Source organism: Clostridium lamae (assembly GCF_033043255.1).
Classification (GTDB): domain Bacteria; phylum Bacillota; class Clostridia; order Clostridiales; family Clostridiaceae; genus Clostridium; species Clostridium lamae.
Map to the genome: position 1 here is coordinate 40,342 of NZ_JASCQJ010000001.1, position 22,121 is coordinate 62,462.

Sequence of the window (22,121 nt, forward strand, 5' to 3'; positions counted from 1 at the left end):
ATGGCAAAAATGTTTTATGAAAAGGACACAAATCTAGAATTATTAAGTGGGAAGAAGATTGCAATAATTGGATATGGCAGCCAAGGACATGCACATGCATTAAATTTACATGAAAGTGGAGTAGATGTTGTAGTTGGGCTTTATAATGGAAGTAAATCATGGGAAAGAGCAGAAAAAGCTGGATTAGAAGTAGCGACAGTTGCAGAAGCCACAAAGGCAGCTGATATTATAATGATTTTATTACCAGATGAAAAACAAGCACAGGTTTATAAATCAGAAATAGCACCGAATTTAGAATCTGGAAATGCTTTAGTGTTTGCACATGGATTTAATATTCATTATGGACAGATAGTTCCACCGGCTGATGTAGATGTATTTATGTGTGCACCTAAGGGACCTGGACACATGGTAAGAAGAACGTATACTGAAGGATCAGGAGTTCCATGCTTAATAGCTGTATATCAAAATCCAACAGGAAATGCTCGTGACTTAGCTTTAGCATATTCAAATGGTATAGGTGGGGCTAGAGCAGGAGTTTTAGAAACTACATTTAAAGATGAAACAGAAACAGATTTATTTGGTGAACAAGCAGTACTTTGTGGTGGTTGCACAGCTCTTATAAAGGCTGGATTTGAAACTTTAGTAGACGCAGGATATGCACCAGAAAATGCATATTTCGAATGTTTACATGAGATGAAATTAATTGTAGATTTACTATATCAAGGTGGTATGGAAATGATGAGATATTCAATATCTGATACTGCTGAATATGGGGATTACATGGTTGGTGATAGAATAGTAACAGATGAAACAAAGAAAGAAATGAAGAAAGTTCTAAAGGAAATCCAAGATGGAACATTTGCAAAGAACTGGTTACTAGAAAACCAAGTTGGAAGGCCTATGTTTAATGCAAGAAGAAAGATGGAAGCGGAACATCCAATTGAAAAAGTTGGTAAAGAACTTAGAGAAATGATGAGTTGGATAGATACTAAGAAATTAGATTAAGAATTAAGAATGAATTGTTGAAGTTCTATTAAGAAATTCAGTACTATTGCTGAATTTCTTTTTTATTATTCCAAATGAAATGAGAAATTATTACCTTCATCATAAGATAGGAGAAATATTTTATAAAGGAAGCTTGGAGCTTTTGATAGAGAAAGGATATAACATTTATCCAAAACTTTAATTGTGCTAAAATATAAAATACATATAAAAGGAGGAAAAAGAATGAATATTAAAAGTTTTTTTAGACTAGTGGAAATACAAACAAAAGCAGCAAGTGTGATTCCGTATTTAATAGGTACGTTTTATACTTTATATAGATATGATTATTTTAATTTACAGAATGCAATTATAATGTTTTTATCAATGATAATTTTTGATATGACTACAACAGCAATAAATAATTATATGGATTATTCAAAAGCGATTAAAAAAGAAGGATATGGATACGAGACTCATAATGCAATAGTAAGACATAATTTAAATCCAAAAGTAGTTAAGGGAATAATTATTTCAATGCTAGTTATAGCAGCTACTTTAGGATTATTATTAGTTAAAAATACAAATATAATAGTATTGTTAATTGGAGCTATATCCTTTGTAATTGGTATTACATATTCCTTTGGACCTATTCCAATTTCAAGAACACCTTTTGGGGAAATTTTCTCAGGACTTGCTATGGGATTTATAATAACATTTTTATCTATCTATATTCATATATTTGATGTTGGAATATTAAATATTAGCTTTAATCAATTAAACAATATAAATATTAGTTTTAATTTTATAGAGTTAATTAATATATTCATTATATGTGTGTCTCCAATAATGGGAATTGCAAATATAATGCTTGCAAATAATCTTTGTGATATGGAAGAAGATATAGAGAATAAAAGATATACACTTCCAATATATATTGGTAAAGAAAATGCTTTGAAGTTATATAAGTGGTTATATTATATTGGATTTATTGCTATAGTATCAGCAGTTTCACTTAGAATATTACCAGTAATATCAATAGTAACTTTATTAGTATTAAAAGTAGTTCGAGAGAATATTAATAAATTCAATAAGCTTCAAACTAAAAAAGACACGTTTGGGTTAGCTGTGAAAAATTTTATAGCCACAAATTTAGTCTATGCTTTAACTATATTAGGTGGAGTAGTATTGAAGGTAATAGTGAATAGTTAAAAAATAATATTTAAAAAATAATTTTCAGAGTTCTATTTGGATTTTGAAAATTATTTTTTTATTTTTAGTAATTTATAAAAGTATTATTATGAGAATAATTTTTTATAAATTACTCTCTCTAGTTATAAAGTGAATCTATTAATTTTACTATTACGTAAGAGTCAATAGAGTAATCAATATGGTACCTATATAATAGTATAATTTATTATTTCAGAGAGAAAATAATTGTATGGTGAGAAAAGGAGGAGTAAAAGTGAAAAAATTATTAATAGGTATGTTAATAACGTGTAGTTTAGGACTGGCAGCCTGTGGAAAAGGTGATGTGGAAAATCCATCAACAACCAATAATTCTGGTACAGGAGTAGCAGAAGGAACAAATGGATCGAATAAGGCTGGAACATCAGATAAGACTAATTCAAATACAAATGGTACTAATAATCAAGGATCAGCAGTAAATGATAATATGGCTTCTGTAAATGGTCTATATACAGAATTTAAGGGTAAAGTTGAAGGTGGAATAGATAATATTAAAACTGAAGATTGGGATGAATATAGTACTGAATTTAGAGATAAACTAACAAATTTAAGAAATACAGCTGAAGATACTTCTATGAGAAGTACATTAGATGATATGGAAAATCTATTCAATCAATATGATACAGCTATTAGAGATAAAACAGATATATCTAAAGATAAAGTACAAGAAATGCAAGATAGAATAGAGGATGCATTTAAATAGTTAAGTAATTAAAGGTTATCTTAAAAGGTATGGTTCAAGATAGCCTTTTTTGAGTTATAATTTATTTATTAGGATTATAAATAAAAATTAGACTAGGTGATAAAAATGAATTATGTTTATATATTGAAATGTAGCGACGATACTTTATATACAGGATGGACAACCTCCTTAGAAAAAAGACTTAAATCACATAATAGTGGAAGAGGAGCTAAATATACAAGAGTGAGGTTGCCAGTGGAAATAGTATATTTTGAGGAATTTGAAGATAAGAAGGATGCTATGAAAAGAGAATATGCAATAAAGAAATTATCAAGGCAAGAAAAATTAGATTTAATAAAGTTTAATATTATTGAGTAAAAAACTTATTAATACATATATTGTAATAAGGAAATATAATACTAAAGATAATGGGGGCTATTTATGACAGATAATGTAGAGGCTATTAATAAGTATTGCAATTATGATAAAAATAATAATATTTATTGTGTTGGAGGAAATTGTAAAACTAGTATTATTAATTTACCTATATCACAAAATGAAGAAAAAAAATCCTGTATTATTGATGCTATAAATATTAACACATCTTCATGTTCAGATTATAAAGTAAGAATAGATTATGTTATTAATGTTTTTAAAGAAAGTGGAATAATAATTTCTAATATGAATTTTCACGTTTATAAAATTTGTGAGGGTGTTAATTATAAGATTCCTGTAAATACAAATTTATTCTATAGCAATAACACCCTAAGTAAAAGTATTGATTTATTAAATTTAACTGTATATGATGATGGATTTTGTGGCTCAAAAAAATGTGTTTATCTACTTGAAGTTATAATTTAGGGCTTTAAGAAAAAACAAAGAAGCTGTCTGTAAATGATTTTTTATTATTTACAAGTAGAATCTTTATAGACAGTAGCTATAGAACAAGTTGTAATTGTTATAGAAGGTGAATAAGGGGTTAATATAACAATATTTGAATTGTCAGCTTGGAAAAAATCAATTGAAGCAGCAACAGTTGTGAAAATTCCTGAAGTAAAATTATCAATAGGTGTTGATGGCTGTCCTATAAGCTTTACTGAGAATATAGCGTTTCCAGTTTCTCCAGGTGCTAACTCAGTAAATGTCCAAGAAATAGTTCCGTTTGTGGCACCACCTAAATGAGCAATAGAACCATTGTCATGAGATATAATTGATATAAATGAAAATAAGTTAGATAATAAATCATTTACTATAACATTATAGACTGTATTAGGTCCATTGTTAGTTATAGATATACTATATTCAATTGTTTGCCCATTAAATCCAGTTATAGGATCAGCAGTAAAGTTCTCTCCTTTAGACACATTTCTTTGAAGTTTACTTATTTCAATAGAACTATCGGTAACATTTATATCAGTAGATGTAACTACTGGAGTAGCTGGAACATCAGGAGATATATCCCAATTTGCAGTAACAGTATTATCCTGTACCTCTATAAATGTAGGATCAGAAGTGTTAGCACTAGTAATTAAAGCTTCAAAAGTATAGTGATATATTATTTCTCCATCAGAAGCATCTAAAAATGGTATGAGTGGTAAGGTTATTTGTTGCCCATTAACTATTTCACCGGATATAGGAGTGTCATTTAATGTTAGATTATCATTATACTGTTGTCCTACATGAAGTGTATCAGAAAGTTGAATATTATATGCAATTGTCCCTAATGGAACTTTAAAATATACATTATAAGTTACAGTCTCTCCAACTCTAAAGTTAGTTTTATTAGGTGTTTTTTCAACTGATATATTTGGATAAAATTTTATCACTTCATTTGTATCTATTGGTCCAAATTCAATAGGTGTCACAAGATTACTATTATAGCTATATGAAGCTATATTGGAAGTAGAATCTCCAGATGATACTCCAGGTGCACATATAACATCAAATGTTAGTTCACAAACTTCGTTAATACCAAGGTAATCAATAGTCCAAATTATAGAGTTTGTTGTATTGTCATATATTGCAAGACCGTGTGAAGTATCAACTATATTTAAAAATATATCAAAAGGATTTAAAATATCATTTAATACAATTGAATAAGCAGGAGAAGCACCAGTATTAGTTATTTCAAATTTAAATCTCACTGTATCAAATGTATTTACTGGTATAGGTGTAACATCGAATATACCTTCTTGTGTTATATTTAGTTGAGATTTAATAACTTCTAAATTGGGGGAATTTACTACTATATCTAAGGTATCTGTCAAGGTTGGAGCGGGATCGCCTGCTTGGTTTATAGCATACTCTACTTTAGCATTATCAGTTTGAGTTTCTGTAAATGGAGGAATTTCATTTCCCTCTACAACTCTTGCATCAAATTTAAATTCTACAACATAATCCTCTAGGTTAGGAGTAAGGTAGGATTCGGTAGGGAAAGTTATAACTTGACCCGCTTGAGTATCTTCAACTATAACTCCATCAACAGAGGCATTTCCTATATATATTTGTTTTAAGTTTAATGTATCTGAAACTTTAACATCATAAGCTTTTAATCCCTTAGGAATAGTTACAGATAATATATAAGTTATTATTTCTCCTAATTCAACTTCTGTTTTTATAGCAGTTTTATCAAATTCAAGAGCAGGTAAGTTAGCAGTAACTGTATTTGAAGATAGTGGACCATAAATAATATCTTGTGTATCCGTTGATACAGCAAAGGTAGTAGTAAATAAGTTAGGAATAGTATCATATACATTTCCACCAGGTAAAATTTCTGCTGTAATTGTAGCTGTATAAACACCTGTGTTCATAATATCTATTGCCCAAATTAAACTATTAGCATTTATATCTATAGCACCAGAATCAACAGAATAAGAAAGTATTTGTAAAAGGGGATTTAAAGTATCTACACTTATAATATTATAAAGTGAATAAGTGTTTGGATTTGTAATTTGTAGCTTGTAATAAATTGTATCTCCTACCTTTGTATCAATTGGAGTTGACACAAAAGGACCAGATATATTGTTGCTTTGAAGTTTTTCAATTTCAATGTTATTGGTGGTAACATAAACAGTAGTAGTATCAGTAATAGTATCAATAGGAATAGTACTACTTTCTGTTAGCGTCCAACTTGCAGAAGCTGTATTTATCTGTTGGTCTTGAGGGGGATTAGAAATTGAATTAATGGTTGCACTAAAAGTATAGGTTAAAGTTACAGCATCAGGAATAGAGACTACAATTGGTACTGTAGGTGCTATTAAAGGTGATATAGACTCTGGAACAATAGGAGAACCATCAAGTCTTAAGCTATTAGCATTATAGGATTGTTCAGGTGGCAATATATCTGTAAATTTAATATTATAAGCAGTCTCACCAGTAGGAACTGTAATTTTAACAGTATAATTTACAGTATCACCAATAAAAAGGGAATTTTTTTCAACAATTTTATCAACAGCAATAGGCGCATAAACAAATGCAACTTTGTTTGATAAAGAAGGACCTAAGTTAGTTGTATTTGTAGGTAAACTCTTATAAATAGAAGAAGCTTGATTAACTACTGTTGTTTCAGGAGCTGGTCCTGGATTAACATAGAATTTAAATGTTAAGATTTCGGAACCACCAGGAGAAATAGGAGAATTTATTGTCCAAGTAATAGTATTTGGAGCATATATAGGTGTTCCTGCAGTAGCACCTGTAAATTCTATAAAATTTAATGAATTATTTAAAATATCAGTTGTAACTGTATTGTAAGCATCTGAAGTACCTATATTTCTTACAGTTAGTCTATATTCTATTTCGTCTAATGATTGTACACCGGATAAAGTATTAGTAGTAAATGTTCCAAAGGGGAGAAGTCTTTGTTCTTTTAATATTGATATCCGAGGGACATTAATAGTTACATCTGCATAATCAGACACTAATTTAGTATTACCAGAAGAAGTTACCGTCCATGAAAAGTTAGCTATATTACGCTTAACTTGTGTATAAGGGGATGATAAATTTCCATTTATTACAGTAGTACTAAAAGTATATATAAGAGTTAATGGACCAAGTCTTGAAGGTTCAGAATCAACATAGATTAATTGGTTAGATGCCACAGTTAATGTTCCAGTAGGAATTGGGGTACCACTAAAACTAGAAGGTATATAAGACTGTCCAGATGGAATAACATCAGTAAAATTTAAGTTTGTAACAGAAACCCCACTAGGAATTGATACTGTCAATGTATAATTTAATATACTACCAATTGTAGCAATAGATGTATCTACTGTTTTATCTAAACTAATCAAAGGAATATTTATATTTGTAGTATTTGAAGTAGTACTATATTGTATTGGATTAACATCATTAGAATTATAGGTGGAATTAGCAATATTAGGGATAGTATCTCCTGAACTTATTCCAGGCTTTATTGAAACTTGAAATTCATAGGTTGCACTGTCACCATTATTTAATTGTGGAATAGTCCAGTTTATAGAATTTCCTATTACAGTAATATTTCCAGTACTTTGAGGAGTTATTGTACTAACAAAATCAAGTCTATTATCAAGTAAGTCAATTAAATTAATATCATATGCAGGTGAAGCTCCATTAGATGTTATTGTGAATTTATAATAAATTACATCACTAGGTATAGCTGATATAGCAGATGTTGTATAGGCACCTGAATTAGTTACATTTCTTTGTTCTTTTCTTATAGTTATATTTGGAGTTCTAGCTACAATAGTTGATGTAGCAGATCTATTAATTCTATTACCTACAGATGTACTTCCCCAATTAATATTAGAAGTATTTATTTGATTTTCAGTAAAAGGAGATGTATGAATGGCAGAAGTTATTCTAGCTTTAAATTTATAAGTTATTACTTTAGCAGCTAAAGAAGCATCTATATCAGCTTCTTGAGGAAAGCTTATAGTTTGACCAGAAATAGTAGGAGTAATTGTAGTTGCTGGAGCGCTATCTTCTTGTCTTGTAGCATCAGGACCTATAAAAGTTTGTCCTATTGGTAGTGTATCTGTCAAAAGTGGAGTATATGCAATGGTTCCGTAAGGAATATTAAAGGTTATTATATAATCTATATCGTCACCAATTTCTCCTTGAGATATAGAAGCTGTTTTAGAAATAGTTACATTAGGTGAGGTGAGTCTTACGGTATTAGTGTTACTAGGTCCATAAGTTATACCAAAACCATTATTATTAGTATTATATGAAAAATTAGCAAAATTTGAAATTATACCACCAGATCCTATGCCAGCTAATGTTGTAACATAATAGGTAAGTGTGGCACTAGCACCTGTAGCTAAAGTAGGTATATTCCAAGTTATAATATTCCCTGATATAGTTGCAGTACCATTAGTTGTTGCTATAGTACCAGGATTATAGGCTAAAAAATTTTGAATTGTATCAGTTATAACTGAATTATAAGCTGTTTCAGCACCATTATTAGTAATTGTTATTCTATATTGAATAATATCTCCAATTAAATAAGTTAAGTTTGATGTAGTAAATGGTTGAGGATTAGTAGTAATATTACGTTGTTCCTTCCTACCAGTAAGATTAGGTGTTTTTACTTGTAATGTAGCTGAAGTAGTAAATGGGGTAGCTGGTGTACCAATATTATCAAGGTCCCAAGCAACACGAGCAGTATCTATTTGATTCTCAATAAAAGGTGAAATGTGAGTTCCATTTATTACTCTAACATCAAAAGAATAAACTATATTAACTGCACTAGATGTTGCATTTACATAGGAGATAGTAAGAAATGTTACAATATTATTATTAACAGTTGGAGTTATGGCAACTCCATCCTTTGTTGCACTATTGACTATAAAACTTTGATTAGTGGCTGGAAAAGTATCACTAACACTTACGTTATAAGCATTAGTTCCAAGTGGAACTGTTACTTGTAATATATAAGTTACAATATCACCTATTTTAGTAGCTGTTGGAGAAATAAGTTTCTTAATAGTAATACCTAAAGCTTTTAATGTAGTAGATGAAGTAAGCGGCTCCCCAGGAAATTGATAGCTCCTATCTGGTTGTGAGTAAGGTCTTTGAAGTGTAGCAGTATTTATATAGCTTTTTCCACTTACAACAGAATTTGACACTCTAACAGTGTAGCTTAAAGTTAAACTTTCACCAGGAGCAAGCTTTAAAATAGTCATTGAAACATTTTGTCCTACAAAAGTAGGTGTTGTATAAGAACCACTACCTGTTATTGAATAGCTTCCATTATATAAAAGGTCATTAGGAATCACATCAGTTAAATCCATTTGAAATGCATCTGTTACATTTCCATCTAAATTTTGAGGATTCGAAATAGTGATTGAATAAGTGTACACCTCACCAGCTTTAATAGCAGATATATTAGGTCCAGTTACTGATTTATTTAAAGATATATTAGGCTGGCCAAAATTAACTTCTACTTGTGATGCACGACTATATTCTATTCCATTACTATTTGTTCCAACTAATTTTGCTAGATTATTATATTTCCCAACAAAATCAATATTAGCTACAGGAATAGAGAAGGTTGCTATCCATAAATTATTCCCAGGAATATCACCAAGTGGCCAACGTAATCCATTAGGAGATACAGTTATTAAAGGAAAAGAAGAGCCTAAGGAACCAGAATAGGATATAGGTAATGAAGTAGTTAACGGTCCCATATTTATTGGAGCAAATTCATCAATTTTTACACCTAACTCAGTTGAAGCAAGCCCCTCTGAACTATAGATAATTTCAAATTCAACTAAATCTCCAGGAGCGGCAACATCAAATGGTTTTACAGATCCATCTTTGTAATAATAATTTATTAAATTCTTTGTTATACTAGGTAAGTTTATTATTTGCTTAGTGCTAGAATTATCAGGTGCAGTAGTAAAAGTAGAACTATTTACCCCATCAATATTACTTGAATTACTTATATCATCAAAGGCACTTACAGGACCACCTAAATAATAATTTGAATCAGTTGTAGAAGAAAAAGTAATACTATTTGAATATCCAGTATTTAATGAACCTAAATCCCAAGTTAAAGTTGTTGTACCATTTGGATTCCTTGGTGGATTAGGATCTACTGGTGCTACAGATGAAGAGCCAACATTATATGTTTGACCATCACTTAAAGTATCAATTATTACAACATTATTAAGAGAGTCATATTGGTTAACCTTATAAACTAATGTGAAATTATTAATTTGTCCAACATCAGTTGAAGAAGGAGTGACAAACTTATCTATAGTTAAATCCATTGCTTCTGTTGTATTAAAATCTTGAATAGGTCCAGATATACCATCTAATGTAGCTATATTAGTAAGTGGGGTAAGGTGAGTTATTCTAGCACCACTATTCTCAATGCCATTATCTGTATAGTTATCCCATATGGCAGCATTAAAAGTAATGATATTAACGCTATCAGTAGATAAAGTAAGTTCTCCCCAATCGATAGTAGTAAAATCATTTCCTCCTAATACTGAAGAAGGATAAATTATAGTTGGAGAAGAAAGTACTAAATCATCAGGACCAATTACTGATAAATTATTTAGATACCGTACACCGTTTGGAAGGGTATCTATTAAGGTAATTGTGGATGGTTCACGACTATTGTTTTCTAAAGTTAAAGTATAGGTATAAGGCCATAAAGGAGAAATTTCAGGTGATAAAAGGCCAGCACCCTTAGGCATTTTTGATGGTGCAGATTTTGTTAATGAATATCTTAATGGTATAAAAGATGAGCTTAGATTTTTAGTTACCTTAACATTACCAATATCAATATCTCCACGAGGTAAAGTATCAAGTGTTGCTTCAATATCTACGAAGTTTAAAGGAATATCAAATGGTACTAGTAAATCAGTGTTTCTAAATGTTTCATCAGCTTTTAAAGTAATATTTAAAGGATAGTTAAGTTCATTTGGAGCTAAGTCTTTTATACTTAACCAAACAAGGGTAATGGTTCCATCAGGATTTTCTGTAATTGAAGTTGCAGGTATATCTGAAGTAACATAAGATACTCCATTAGGAATTGTAATTTTAACAGTGAGATTATACCCCATACTTGTCAAGCTAGTATTAGAAAATAATAATCTAAAGTTACCATCATTCATGCCTATAACAGACTTTATTGGGTTAGGAGATAAACTTACATTAAAATCAGAAGCAGTTATTGCCATAAAATCACTTCCTATTTTTTTATATAATAATTTATTCTCCTATATATCAATTGTGAATTTATAGTCATAAATATAAAAAATAATTTTATAATTAAAAAAATTTAAAATAATACATTATTTAAATGTCTAGACATCTACATGTATAGTTATTAACAGGAGTAAACAAGAGAAAAGTTGAGTAATATAGAAATAAATTGACTAAATAGTAATAAATAATTAAATTTAACTTAAAATCATTGATTTTAACGAAAAATATGCTAAAATAAGTGTAGATTTTAATTTGTTGTGCATAAGATATACCATAAATTAAATCCAGATAAATAAAAGAAGGGAGGATAGAAGAAGAATAAAAAGCGCCAGAACTCAAATGTGCTATCGCACAATGTAAAATGAATAATGAAAAATGTAAAATTAATGAAGAAACTCCATTAGGAGTTTCTAAAATAGATATATTTTTAGTAATTCGTTTCGAATTACATCAATAATTCTACATTTTACATTCTACATTTTTAATTAAGGAGCTGTTGCTACAGCTCCTTTGAGTGGACGAGGTTGGGGAGTATCGATACTTCGGCGGGTGCCCCACGGTATTGCACACTACCGTTAACGGCTAACAAAACTGTAAAGTGATTTACAGCACAATATTAGCCAGGTGTTAAAACCTTCAAAGTGCTGTCGCACAATGTAAAATTAATAATGAAAAATGTAAAATTAAAGAAGAAACTCCTCGAGGAGTTTCTAAAATATATATATTTTTAGTAATTCGTTTCGAATTACATTAATAATTCTACATTTTTAATTTATAAGCATAGTGACAGTTCTTTAATTTAAAATCAAAAAATAAAGACAGTGGAAGGAAGAAAAGAATATGTGCGGAATAGTTGGATTCGTAGGAAATAAAGAAGCATCTCCAATTTTAGTTGAGGGATTATCTAAGTTAGAATACAGAGGATATGACTCAGCAGGAGTAGCTGTATTAGAAGATGGAGAAATAAAAGTTAGAAAATATAAAGGACGTTTGAAAAATTTAGAAGATAGCTTAAACCAGAGTACTTTGAATGGAACTATAGGTATAGGACACACTAGATGGGCTACTCATGGGGAGCCATCAGATATTAACTCACACCCTCATACAAATGAAAATGCAACAATTAGTGTTGTTCATAATGGAATAATAGAAAATTATATAAAGCTTAAAGAATGGTTAGGCAAAAAAGGATATGAGTTTTATTCAGAAACAGATACAGAGGTAATTCCTAATTTAGTAGATTACTATTATAAAGGTGATTTATTTGAAGCTGTTACTAAAGCTACTTCTAAAATGGAGGGTAGCTATGCTATTGGAGTTATCTGTAAGAATGAACCAGATAAAATAGTAGCAGTTAGAAAAGATAGTCCATTAATAGTTGGTGTAGGAGAAGGTGAATACTTTATAGCTTCTGATATACCAGCAGTTATTAGCCATACTAGAGAAGTTTACTTATTGGAAGATAAAGAATTTGTAATCTTAACTAAAGACGGAGTAGAAATTAAAACAGAAGATGGTGAAGAAGTAAATAAGGAAATTTTCCATGTTACTTGGGATATAGATGCTGCTGAAAAAGGTGGCTATGAAGACTTCATGTTAAAAGAAGTTCATGAGCAACCAAAGGCTATAAAAGATACTTTAACATCTAGAATCTTAAAGAATGCTCCAGTTCAATTAGATGATATAAATCTTACAAAAGAAGAATTAGAGTCTTTTGATAGAGTATTTATAGTAGCTTGTGGTACAGCTTATCATGCAGGGTTAGTTGGAAAAAGTATAATAGAGAAATTAGCTAAGATACCAGTAGAGGTAGATATAGCATCAGAATTTAGATATAGAGATCCACTTATAACAGATAAATCATTAGTAATAGTAGTTAGCCAATCTGGTGAAACAGCAGATACTTTAGCTGTATTAAGAGATGCTAAGAAAGTAGGTACAAAGGTTCTTGCTATTACAAATGTTGTAGGAAGCTCAGTTTCAAGAGAAGCAGATCATGTTATTTATACTTGGGCAGGTCCAGAAATAGCAGTTGCATCAACAAAGGCTTATGAAACTATGTTAGTAGCATTTTATATTTTAGGTATTTACTTTGGAGAGTTAAAGGGAACTATAGATAACAATTTAGCAGAAGCTCTAAAGGGAGAATTATTGGTATTACCTGAAAAAGTAAAGGCAATATTAGACAAAAAAGATGAATTACAAAAATATGCTTCAAAACATTATATGACTAAGGATTTATTCTTCTTAGGAAGAGGATTAGACTATGCAGTAGCATTAGAAGGCTCTTTAAAGCTTAAAGAAATATCTTATATTCATTCAGATGCTTATGCAGGTGGAGAACTTAAGCATGGGACAATTGCTTTAGTTGAAGAAGGAACTCCAATTATAGCATTATTAACAGATGAAAAGCTAAAGGATAAAATGGTAAGTAATATTAGAGAAGTTATTACAAGAGGAGCTAAGGTTTTAGCAATAGCTATTGAAGGAGATAATGAAGTTAGTGGAGTTTGTCATGAAGTAATTTATATTCCAAGAACTCATGAGTTATTAACTCCAATTTTATCAGTAGTACCACTTCAATTAATAGCTTATTACGTAGCAAAACAAAAGGGCTGTGATGTAGATAAGCCACGTAACTTAGCAAAATCAGTTACTGTTGAATAAGATATAATAAAGGAGAATAAGAATATGAGAGAAGAATCAATAAAAATATTATTAAATGAATATAAAGAAACAGAAAAAGCATTAGAACTTGGAATAGGTTGGCTAAACGAAAAAGACTATGCTAAGGGAAAGCTAGACTTAGTAAAAGTTATTATAGCTGATTTAGAAAAGTTATCAAAGGAAATCATTAATTAAGAGATTTTACACACTCCTACATTATTATGTAAGAGTGTGTTTCTTTGTAATAAGGAAGATTTATATAAAAAAAGAATAATTAAGATTTTAACCAAATTAATTAATGTAGTGAAGTGAGATCATTAGAATAAATAAAAAAATAATTATAACTAAAATGTATTGACAAATAATTATCAAAGATATAAAATTGAAAGATAAAATTTAATAAATCTTCAGGGCAGGGTGAAATTCCCTACCGGCGGTAAAGCCCGCGAGCCTTATGGCATGATTCGGTGAAACTCCGAGGCCGACAGTAAAGTCTGGATGAAAGAAGATAAAATTATAGGAATCTAAGGACAGGTATATTAGATTGTTTGTTATGCTCTGAAATATTATATATTTCAGAGCTTTTTTAGATTCGCTAAATAAAATTGTATAACTATATTTATTGCTATATCATAAATGAATTATGGAAGTAATAGGTGTATTTGTAGTGATATTATTTAAAGTGCAAGCCCTGAGTTTTAACTCGGGGCTTTATTTTATTCAAAAATTAAGGGTTATTTAAAATTGAGATTTATTAAATTTAAATTTTATGATTGAGAGATGATGATATTGAATGAAGAGTACATGAAATTAGCGATAGAAATGGCTAAAAAAGGTGCTGGAAAGGTTAACCCCAATCCAATGGTTGGTGCAGTTGTTGTTAAAGATGGTAGAGTGATAGGTCAAGGATATCACAAACAGTATGGGGGTGATCATGCAGAAGTAAATGCTTTTGAAAATACATTGGTTAATCCCGAAGGAGGGACTATTTATGTGACTTTAGAGCCATGTTCACATCATGGGAAAACACCACCTTGCGTAGATAAAATAATTAAAAATAAGATATCTAAAGTTGTTATTGGAACATTAGATCCAAATCCAATAGTTAAGGGAAGAGGAATTAAAGCACTTGAAGAAGCTGGGATAGAAGTTGTAACAGGTGTTTTAGAAGAAGAGTGTAAAAAACTTAATGAGGTATTTATGAAATATATTGTGTCTAAAAAGCCTTTTGTAGTTTTAAAAACAGCTATGACTTTAGATGGGAAAATAGCTACAGAAGATGGAGAATCTAAGTGGATTACAGGTGAGAATGCAAGAGAAGAGGTTCATAAATCAAGAAATAAATTAGCATCTATTATGGTAGGTGTGGACACAGTAATTAAAGATAATCCTGAATTAACTTGTAGATTAGAAGGTGGAAGAAATCCAATAAGAATAATTGTAGATAGTAAGCTTAGAATTCCTATGGAGGCTAAAGTTATTATAGATAATTTATCACAGACAATTATTGCTACAACAGAATTTGCTGATAAAAAAAAGATATTATCTCTAGAAAAATTAGGAGTAAAAGTACTAATAATTAAATCTAAAAATGAAAGAGTAGATTTACAAAGTTTAATGATTCAGTTAGGAGAATTAAATATAGATAGCGTTTTTTTAGAAGGGGGTTCAACATTAAATTTTTCTGCATTAGAAGAAAATATAGTTGATAAAATACAAGTTTATATATCACCTAAGATTATAGGTGGAAAAAATTCTAAAACACCAGTAGGGGGAAGCGGAATTAAAAAAATAAGTGATGCAATAAAGTTAGAAAATATGACAGTTAGATATATTGGAGAAGATTTACTAATAGAAGCTTATCTGATGGGAGATGAAGAGTAGAATGTTTACAGGAATTATTGAAGAAATTGGAGTAATTCAAGGGATTAAAAATGGGGAAAAATCTTCAAAGATTGTAATAAAGGCTAATAGGGTCTTAGATGAAACAATATTAGGAGATAGTATATGTACAAATGGAGTTTGTCTTACTGTAACAAATATAAGTGGAAATATATTCGAAGTGGATGTTATGTCAGAAACTCTTAAAAGAAGTAATATTGGTCAGCTTTCAATAGGTAGTAGGGTGAATTTAGAAAGGGCTTTAACATTGAAAACTAGACTTGGAGGTCATATAGTAAGTGGACATATAGATGGAATAGGAGAAATTATTTCCTTAGTTAAGGATGATAATGCAACATGGGTAAGCATAAAAGCATCATCGGATATCTTAAAATATGTAGTTGAAAAAGGATCTATTGCAATAGATGGAATAAGCCTAACAGTTGCTTATATTGATAATGAAATATTTAAAGTATCTATAATACCTCATACAAGTAAGGAGACTATTTTATTAAATAAAAAGCCTGGAGAGACAGTAAATGTTGAGTGTGATGTTATAGGTAAATATGTTGAAAAACTTTTAGGCTTAGAAAGTAAAAATAGCGTAGAGAAGAAAGAATCTATAGGAGAAACTTTTCTTAGAGAAAATGGATTTTTATAAAATTGGAGGAGAGAAAATGTTTAAGTTTAACACAATTCAAGAAGCTATAGAAGATATAAGGGAAGGAAAAATAATAGTTGTAATCGATGATCCTGATAGAGAAAATGAAGGGGATTTATTGATGGCAGCAGATATGGTTACTGGAGAAGCTATAAACTTTATGGCTAAGTACGGTAGAGGTCTTATATGTATGCCTATAGAAGAAAAAAGAATGAAAGAATTAGATATTAATCCAATGGTTATTAATAATACTGATAATCATGAAACTGCTTTTACGGTATCTATTGATCATATTGATACAACAACAGGAATATCAGCTTCTGAAAGAGCTTTAACTATTAAGAAGGTTTTAGAGGATAGTAAGCCAGAAGACTTTAGAAGACCAGGACATGTATTTCCATTAATAGCTAGATGTGGAGGAGTATTAGAGAGAATAGGTCATACTGAAGCTGCTGTAGATATAGCTAAGCTTGCAGGATTAAAGCCAGCAGGAGTTATATGTGAAATTATGAGTGAAGATGGCACTATGGCGAGAACACCAGAACTTATAGAATTTGCAAAAACTAATAATTTGAAGATTATCACCATAGCAGATTTAGTTGAGTATAGAAGGAAAGAAGAAGCAAAGAAAACTTTAGTTGAAAGAGTCGTTGAAATAAAAATGCCAACTAGATATGGGGATTTTAAGATGTTTGGCTTTATAAATAAATTAAATGGAGAGCATCATATTGCACTGGTTAAGGGAGAAATAAATGAAGAGACACCAATCTTAGCAAGAGTTCACTCTGAATGTTTAACTGGAGATGCATTAGGCTCAAAAAGATGTGATTGCGGGGAACAATATGATGCAGCCATGAAGAAAATTTCTGAAGCAGAGTCAGGAATATTACTTTATATGAGACAAGAAGGTAGAGGAATAGGACTTATAAATAAGATGAAAGCCTATGCCCTTCAAGATCAAGGTCATGATACAGTACAAGCCAATGTTATGCTTGGATTTCCAGCGGACCTTAGAAGTTATGATGTAGCAGCAGGAATTTTAAAAGATTTAGGTGTTAAAAGGATAAAACTTATGACAAATAATCCTAAAAAAATAGATGGCTTATTAGAGTATGGGATAGAAGTTGTAGAGAGAGTTCCAATTCAGATGAATCATAATGAGAAAAATGAATTTTATTTAAAAACTAAAAAAGAAAAATTAAATCATATGTTAATTTAATAAAATTAAAATAAATAATAAAATATTAGGAGGAAAAAGAAATGAAAATTATAGAAGGAAATTTAGTAGCAGAAGGTCTAAAGATAGGAATAGTTGTAGGGAGATTTAATGAATTCATAGTTTCAAAGTTATTAGGGGGAGCATTAGATGGATTAAAGAGACATGGAATAGACGAAGACGATATAGAAGTAGCATGGGTACCAGGAGCATTTGAACTTCCTTTAGTAGCAAAAAAAATGGCTAAAAATGAAAAGTATGATGCTATAATCTGCTTAGGAGCAGTAATAAAGGGATCAACTCCTCATTTTGATTATGTATGTGCCGAAGCTTCAAAAGGAATTGCATCAGTCTCATTACAAACTGAAAAGCCAGTAATCTTTGGAGTGTTAACAACTGATACAATCGAACAAGCTATTGAAAGAGCTGGAACTAAGGCTGGGAATAAAGGATATGATGCAGCGGTAACAGCAATAGAGATGTCAAATCTTTTAAAGAATTTTTAATACTATGGATCAAATAAAGAATATTATATTTGATTATGATGGAACTCTTCATAATAGTATAAAAATATATGAACCAGCATTTAATAAAGCATATAAATATTTAGTAGAGAAAGGTTATACTGAAGAGAAAGTCTTTAAGGATAAAGATATAAAAAAATGGCTAGGATATAATTCTATAGATATGTGGAACGAATTTATGCCAAACCTTGCAAGAGAAGAAAAAGAAAAATGTAGCTTAATTATAGGTTCAGCTATGATAGAGTACTTGAATAAAGGTAATGCTGAGCTTTATGACGGAGCTTTGGAGATTCTTAATGAGTTGAAGCATAGAGGGTATAGATTAATATTTTTAAGTAATTGCAAAGTTGAATATATGAATAAACATAAAAAAATATTCAAGTTAGATAATTATTTTACTGATTTTTATTGTGCTGAACAATTTGATTTTATACCTAAATATAAAATATTTAAATTAATAAAGAAAAAATATGAAGGAGATTTTATTGTAGTTGGAGATAGATTCGTAGATATAGAGATGGCAACTGTAAATAATGTACATTCAATAGGATGTTCATATGGTTTCGGTAATAATGATGAGCTAAAAAATGCTACTGTAATAGCAAAAGATATTAAAGATATTAAAGAATTAATAATAACTTGGGATAGATTGTTAAATGAAAAAAATATGCTAAAGGAAAGCTAGAATAGTAAAAGTAATAATTAAAGATTTAGAAAATCTATCTAAAGAAGCTTAATAATATAAGCGTGCACACTTTTATAATTATATAAGAGTGTGCATTTTTATATTATAAGGTATTTTATTTTTGAATTTATAAAAATGGAAAATAAATTAAAGTGAATGTAGTTTATATTAATAGAAAAATATATAATAAAATTAAGGGGATATTTGAGAGGAGTGAAGTAATATGGAGCTTATTTTTTATACGGAAGAAAATGAAAGACAAATAAATTCTTATACTCTTACAGAGGGACAACTTCGATATACTGGACATCCAATTGAATGTGTAGAATTAGGAAAAGAGGATATGGATCGTTATTCTATTCTAGGTATAGAAGGAGAAGAAGTAGTAACATTTTTTTGCTTACATAAAAATGAAGGTGTAAAGCCATATTCAAATAACAGAAATGCAATTTTATTAAGAGCATTTTCAACAGATACTTATTTTCAAAGAAAAGGATATGCGAAGAAAGCATTAATGCTTTTGCCTAATTTCATAAAAGAAAACTTCGAAGATATAAATGAAATTGTATTAGCCGTAAATGTAAAAAATGAAGTAGCACAAGGATTATATAAAAAGTATGGGTTTGAAGATGAAGGTTTGAGGAAAATGGGTAAAAAAGGTGAATTTATTATTATGAGTTATTATTTATAGACAATTAGGATGTTATTTCCATTATTTAATATAAATTTAGAATAAAGAAAAGGAGGATTATATGCAAAAAGAAATTATAAATAATACAAAATTATTAAATGAACAAGGGAATTTAAGCCAAACAGGATATGCGAGGAGCTTAATATTAGATTATGATAGAAAAGATATTAAAGCAGGCTCTCTACGTATTAAAGAATGGGATTATTATTTAATATATAATGATGAATATGGGATTGCTTTAACTCTTGCGGATAATTCTTATATGAGCTTAGAAAGTGTTTCTATTTTAGATTTTAAAAATGCAAGAGAAAAAACAGTTTCTCCAATGCAACTACTTTCTCTTGGGAAAGTAAATATGCCTTCAAGTTCTAAAGAAGGAGATGTAGTTTATACTTCTAAGAAAATTCATTTATCATATAAACATAAAGATGGCAAAAGAATTTTAGAATGTAGGATGGATAATTTTCATGATAAACAAACATTTAATTGTTATCTTGAATTAGATGAAGAACCTCAAGATTCAATGGTTATTTCGACTCCATTTAATAAAGACAAGCATTTTTATTATAATCAAAAAATAGTAGGATTTAAAGTTAGTGGTTATTTTCAATTAGGCGACTTTAAATATGAATTTAGTAAAAATAATACAAGAGGTATTTTAGATTGGGGTAGAGGTGTTTGGACTTATAAAAATATATGGTACTGGGGTTCAGGTTGTGGAATAGTAGACAATCATGAAGTAGGATTTAATATTGGATATGGATTTGGAGACACAAGTGCTGCAAGTGAAAATGCTATTTTTTATGATGGTACTTTGCATAAGTTAGAAGATGTTACATTTAATATCCCAATTGATGAAAACGGAAATTGTTTATATATGAAACCTTGGACTTTTACAAGTAGTGATAAAAGATTTGAAATGCAATTTGAACCTATTTTAAATAGAGCTTCTTGTACTGATGTAAAATTAATTTGCAGTGATCAAAATCAAGTTTTTGGTAAATTTAATGGTACTATGATCTTAGATGATGGTACAAAGATAGTCTTAAAAGATTTCTTAGCCTTTGCAGAAAGAGTTTTGAATAAGTGGTAGAGAACACCTATATTAAAAAAGGATAATAAAAATAAGATATGAAGATTTTAATTAAAAATCTTAAATGAATAGAATTCTTTTAATAATAAAATAATATAATATAATATAAGAATACACACTCTAATTATAAATAGTAGAGTGTGAATTTTTTTAAATGCCTTATTTTAGAGTTATATAGTATTTTGAAAAAACAAATATATCTGGTAAAATATAAATATAGTGAAAAGTGATGATACATATTAAATGAAAGAAGTGATATTATGTGTTTAACAAGTAATTTAATGAGCCAAGAGAAGATAGTAGTTCTAAAAGCAACTAGTGATACAGTAAATGATGTAATAAAGAATGGAATTTATGCATTAACTAATTTACCTAATAATTATGCTAGGTTTGAAAAGTTTGTATTAGTAGATGATGGTGATGCTAATGAAGCTAAGGTTTTAGCTATAGGAAATATAAGTGAACCGTATGCAATAAATGAAAATAGTAAGTCAGTGAATATATTTAATAATACCAATTGGAAATGGGAATATGAGTTATCTAATATTGTGGACTTAAGAGGAGATACATTAACACTTGAAGATGTATTTATGGAACAAGGATTAAATGAAATTAACTACACTGTTCAATTTTAATTTAGAGATATTTTAGAAAAATATCTATTATTTTTAAAGCACTATAGTAAACGTTTAAATAGTGCGTTTGTACACTTTTCTATAATTCAAAATGAAGTGAGGAATTATTACATTCAGTATAGAAGGATATAAATATTATATGATGGAGACTTGGAGCAGCGCGAGGTCGCAACAATATAATATTTATATCCTCCTTTTTAATCAAATGAATGAATTTATATATCTAAGAGCTCTACTTATACTAGTAACTACAACAGAGCCATGATTTTCTTCTGGGGCAACATATATAGTACAATTATCATTGAATTCCATAATTTTATTATATATATTATTAGCGCCTTCAACCATGTAGCCTTCTTTTTCACCAACACCTATAAATATATTTTTATTACTCTTTTCTAAGGATGGGAATTTTAAAAGTTCATAGTCATTCCACCAAACAGATGGGCTGAATGAGATTATATTTTTATATAAATTAGAACCTTTTAATAAGTTCCATAATACATAATATCCACTTAGTGAATGTCCAACAATTGTAATATTGTCTCTATCAAAGTTAAGATTAGATTCAATTATTGGAATAAGTTCTTTTTCTATGAAAGAACTAAATCTTTCACTTCCTCCAAGATTTCCAGGTATTTTAAATTTTTTTGCTTCTTCAACGAAATAGTTATCCGCTGGAGCTGTAAAGTCTAAAAATCTTTTTTCTTTCATTTCAAATTCTTGATGAGATATGCCAACAACTATAGCTGGCTTAACACCAGTTTTAACAGAAACTTTGCTTTGTTGTTTTACACAAGCTTTAACTACTTCAAAGCAGTTTATACCATCTAGAACAAAGATTAATGGTAAATTATTAGTCGCAGGGGCATTTGGGATATAGAAGCTAATATCATAAAAACTATCAGTATAGTTAGATTTAATTTTAAAATTGTTCATAAATATCTCCCTTTATGTT

General features: G+C 29.4%; 17 protein-coding genes and 1 riboswitch. Of the genes, 15 read left to right on the top strand and 2 right to left on the bottom strand.

Features of this window, described 5'->3' with window-relative positions; translation table 11 throughout:
* The 5 genes from ilvC (at position 1) to QK892_RS00200 (ending at position 3,772) form a co-directional block, all read left to right on the top strand.
* Positions 1–1,005: a ketol-acid reductoisomerase gene (ilvC, locus tag QK892_RS00180; RefSeq protein WP_317271495.1), complete on the top strand. Its 1,005-nt coding sequence runs from the start codon at positions 1–3 to the stop codon at positions 1,003–1,005.
* Between the two features lie 222 nt (positions 1,006–1,227).
* A complete protein-coding gene (gene menA / locus QK892_RS00185; protein ID WP_317271496.1) occupies positions 1,228–2,193 on the top strand; it encodes a 1,4-dihydroxy-2-naphthoate polyprenyltransferase in 966 nt (321 codons plus the stop codon).
* 253 nt (positions 2,194–2,446) lie between these two features.
* Positions 2,447–2,932, top strand: a complete 486-nt coding sequence (locus QK892_RS00190) for a hypothetical protein (RefSeq protein WP_317271497.1) — start codon at positions 2,447–2,449, stop codon at positions 2,930–2,932.
* Between the two features lie 105 nt (positions 2,933–3,037).
* Positions 3,038–3,289 carry a GIY-YIG nuclease family protein gene (locus QK892_RS00195; RefSeq protein ID WP_317271498.1) on the top strand — a complete coding sequence of 84 codons (252 nt, stop codon included), beginning with the start codon at positions 3,038–3,040 and terminating at the stop codon, positions 3,287–3,289.
* 63 nt (positions 3,290–3,352) lie between these two features.
* Entirely contained in the window at positions 3,353–3,772 is a 420-nt protein-coding gene (locus QK892_RS00200; protein WP_317271499.1) for a DUF4489 domain-containing protein, read from the top strand.
* 44 nt (positions 3,773–3,816) lie between these two features.
* On the opposite strand, the gene QK892_RS00205 is transcribed toward QK892_RS00200, so the two are convergent.
* Positions 3,817–11,082, bottom strand: a complete 7,266-nt coding sequence (locus tag QK892_RS00205; RefSeq protein ID WP_317271500.1) for a hypothetical protein — start codon at positions 11,080–11,082, stop codon at positions 3,817–3,819.
* An 868-nt stretch (positions 11,083–11,950) separates the two neighbouring features.
* On the opposite strand from QK892_RS00205, the gene glmS reads away from it, so the two are divergent.
* The 10 genes from glmS to QK892_RS00255 all read left to right on the top strand — a co-directional run bounded on the left by glmS (position 11,951) and on the right by QK892_RS00255 (position 21,163).
* Positions 11,951–13,777, top strand: coding sequence for a glutamine--fructose-6-phosphate transaminase (isomerizing) (glmS, locus tag QK892_RS00210; RefSeq protein ID WP_317271501.1), 1,827 nt, complete (start codon positions 11,951–11,953; stop codon positions 13,775–13,777).
* A gap of 24 nt (positions 13,778–13,801) precedes the next feature.
* Positions 13,802–13,972, top strand: a complete 171-nt coding sequence (locus tag QK892_RS00215; RefSeq protein WP_317271502.1) for a hypothetical protein — start codon at positions 13,802–13,804, stop codon at positions 13,970–13,972.
* 204 nt (positions 13,973–14,176) lie between these two features.
* Positions 14,177–14,291, top strand: a riboswitch (FMN riboswitch).
* A gap of 275 nt (positions 14,292–14,566) precedes the next feature.
* Positions 14,567–15,661, top strand: coding sequence for a bifunctional diaminohydroxyphosphoribosylaminopyrimidine deaminase/5-amino-6-(5-phosphoribosylamino)uracil reductase RibD (gene ribD / locus QK892_RS00220; RefSeq protein WP_317271503.1), 1,095 nt, complete (start codon positions 14,567–14,569; stop codon positions 15,659–15,661).
* Position 15,662: 1 nt separating this feature from the next.
* Entirely contained in the window at positions 15,663–16,319 is a 657-nt protein-coding gene (locus tag QK892_RS00225) for a riboflavin synthase (protein WP_317271504.1), read from the top strand.
* Between the two features lie 16 nt (positions 16,320–16,335).
* Positions 16,336–17,538: a bifunctional 3,4-dihydroxy-2-butanone-4-phosphate synthase/GTP cyclohydrolase II gene (locus QK892_RS00230; protein WP_317271505.1), complete on the top strand. Its 1,203-nt coding sequence runs from the start codon at positions 16,336–16,338 to the stop codon at positions 17,536–17,538.
* 41 nt (positions 17,539–17,579) lie between these two features.
* Positions 17,580–18,041, top strand: a complete 462-nt coding sequence (gene ribH / locus QK892_RS00235) for a 6,7-dimethyl-8-ribityllumazine synthase (protein WP_317271506.1) — start codon at positions 17,580–17,582, stop codon at positions 18,039–18,041.
* A gap of 4 nt (positions 18,042–18,045) precedes the next feature.
* The gene (locus QK892_RS00240; protein WP_317271507.1) at positions 18,046–18,744 is read left to right on the top strand and encodes an HAD family hydrolase; all 699 of its coding nucleotides are present in this window, start codon (positions 18,046–18,048) and stop codon (positions 18,742–18,744) included.
* Between the two features lie 223 nt (positions 18,745–18,967).
* Positions 18,968–19,435: a GNAT family N-acetyltransferase gene (locus tag QK892_RS00245; protein ID WP_317271508.1), complete on the top strand. Its 468-nt coding sequence runs from the start codon at positions 18,968–18,970 to the stop codon at positions 19,433–19,435.
* 61 nt (positions 19,436–19,496) lie between these two features.
* Complete coding sequence (locus tag QK892_RS00250; RefSeq protein WP_317271509.1) at positions 19,497–20,528, top strand: DUF2804 domain-containing protein; 1,032 nt, start codon at positions 19,497–19,499, stop codon at positions 20,526–20,528.
* Between the two features lie 260 nt (positions 20,529–20,788).
* Positions 20,789–21,163, top strand: coding sequence for a hypothetical protein (locus QK892_RS00255; RefSeq protein ID WP_317271510.1), 375 nt, complete (start codon positions 20,789–20,791; stop codon positions 21,161–21,163).
* Positions 21,164–21,364: 201 nt separating this feature from the next.
* Here QK892_RS00255 and QK892_RS00260 read toward each other — a convergent pair whose 3' ends face one another.
* Positions 21,365–22,102: an alpha/beta hydrolase gene (locus QK892_RS00260; protein ID WP_317271511.1), complete on the bottom strand. Its 738-nt coding sequence runs from the start codon at positions 22,100–22,102 to the stop codon at positions 21,365–21,367.
* Positions 22,103–22,121: the final 19 nt, after the last annotated feature.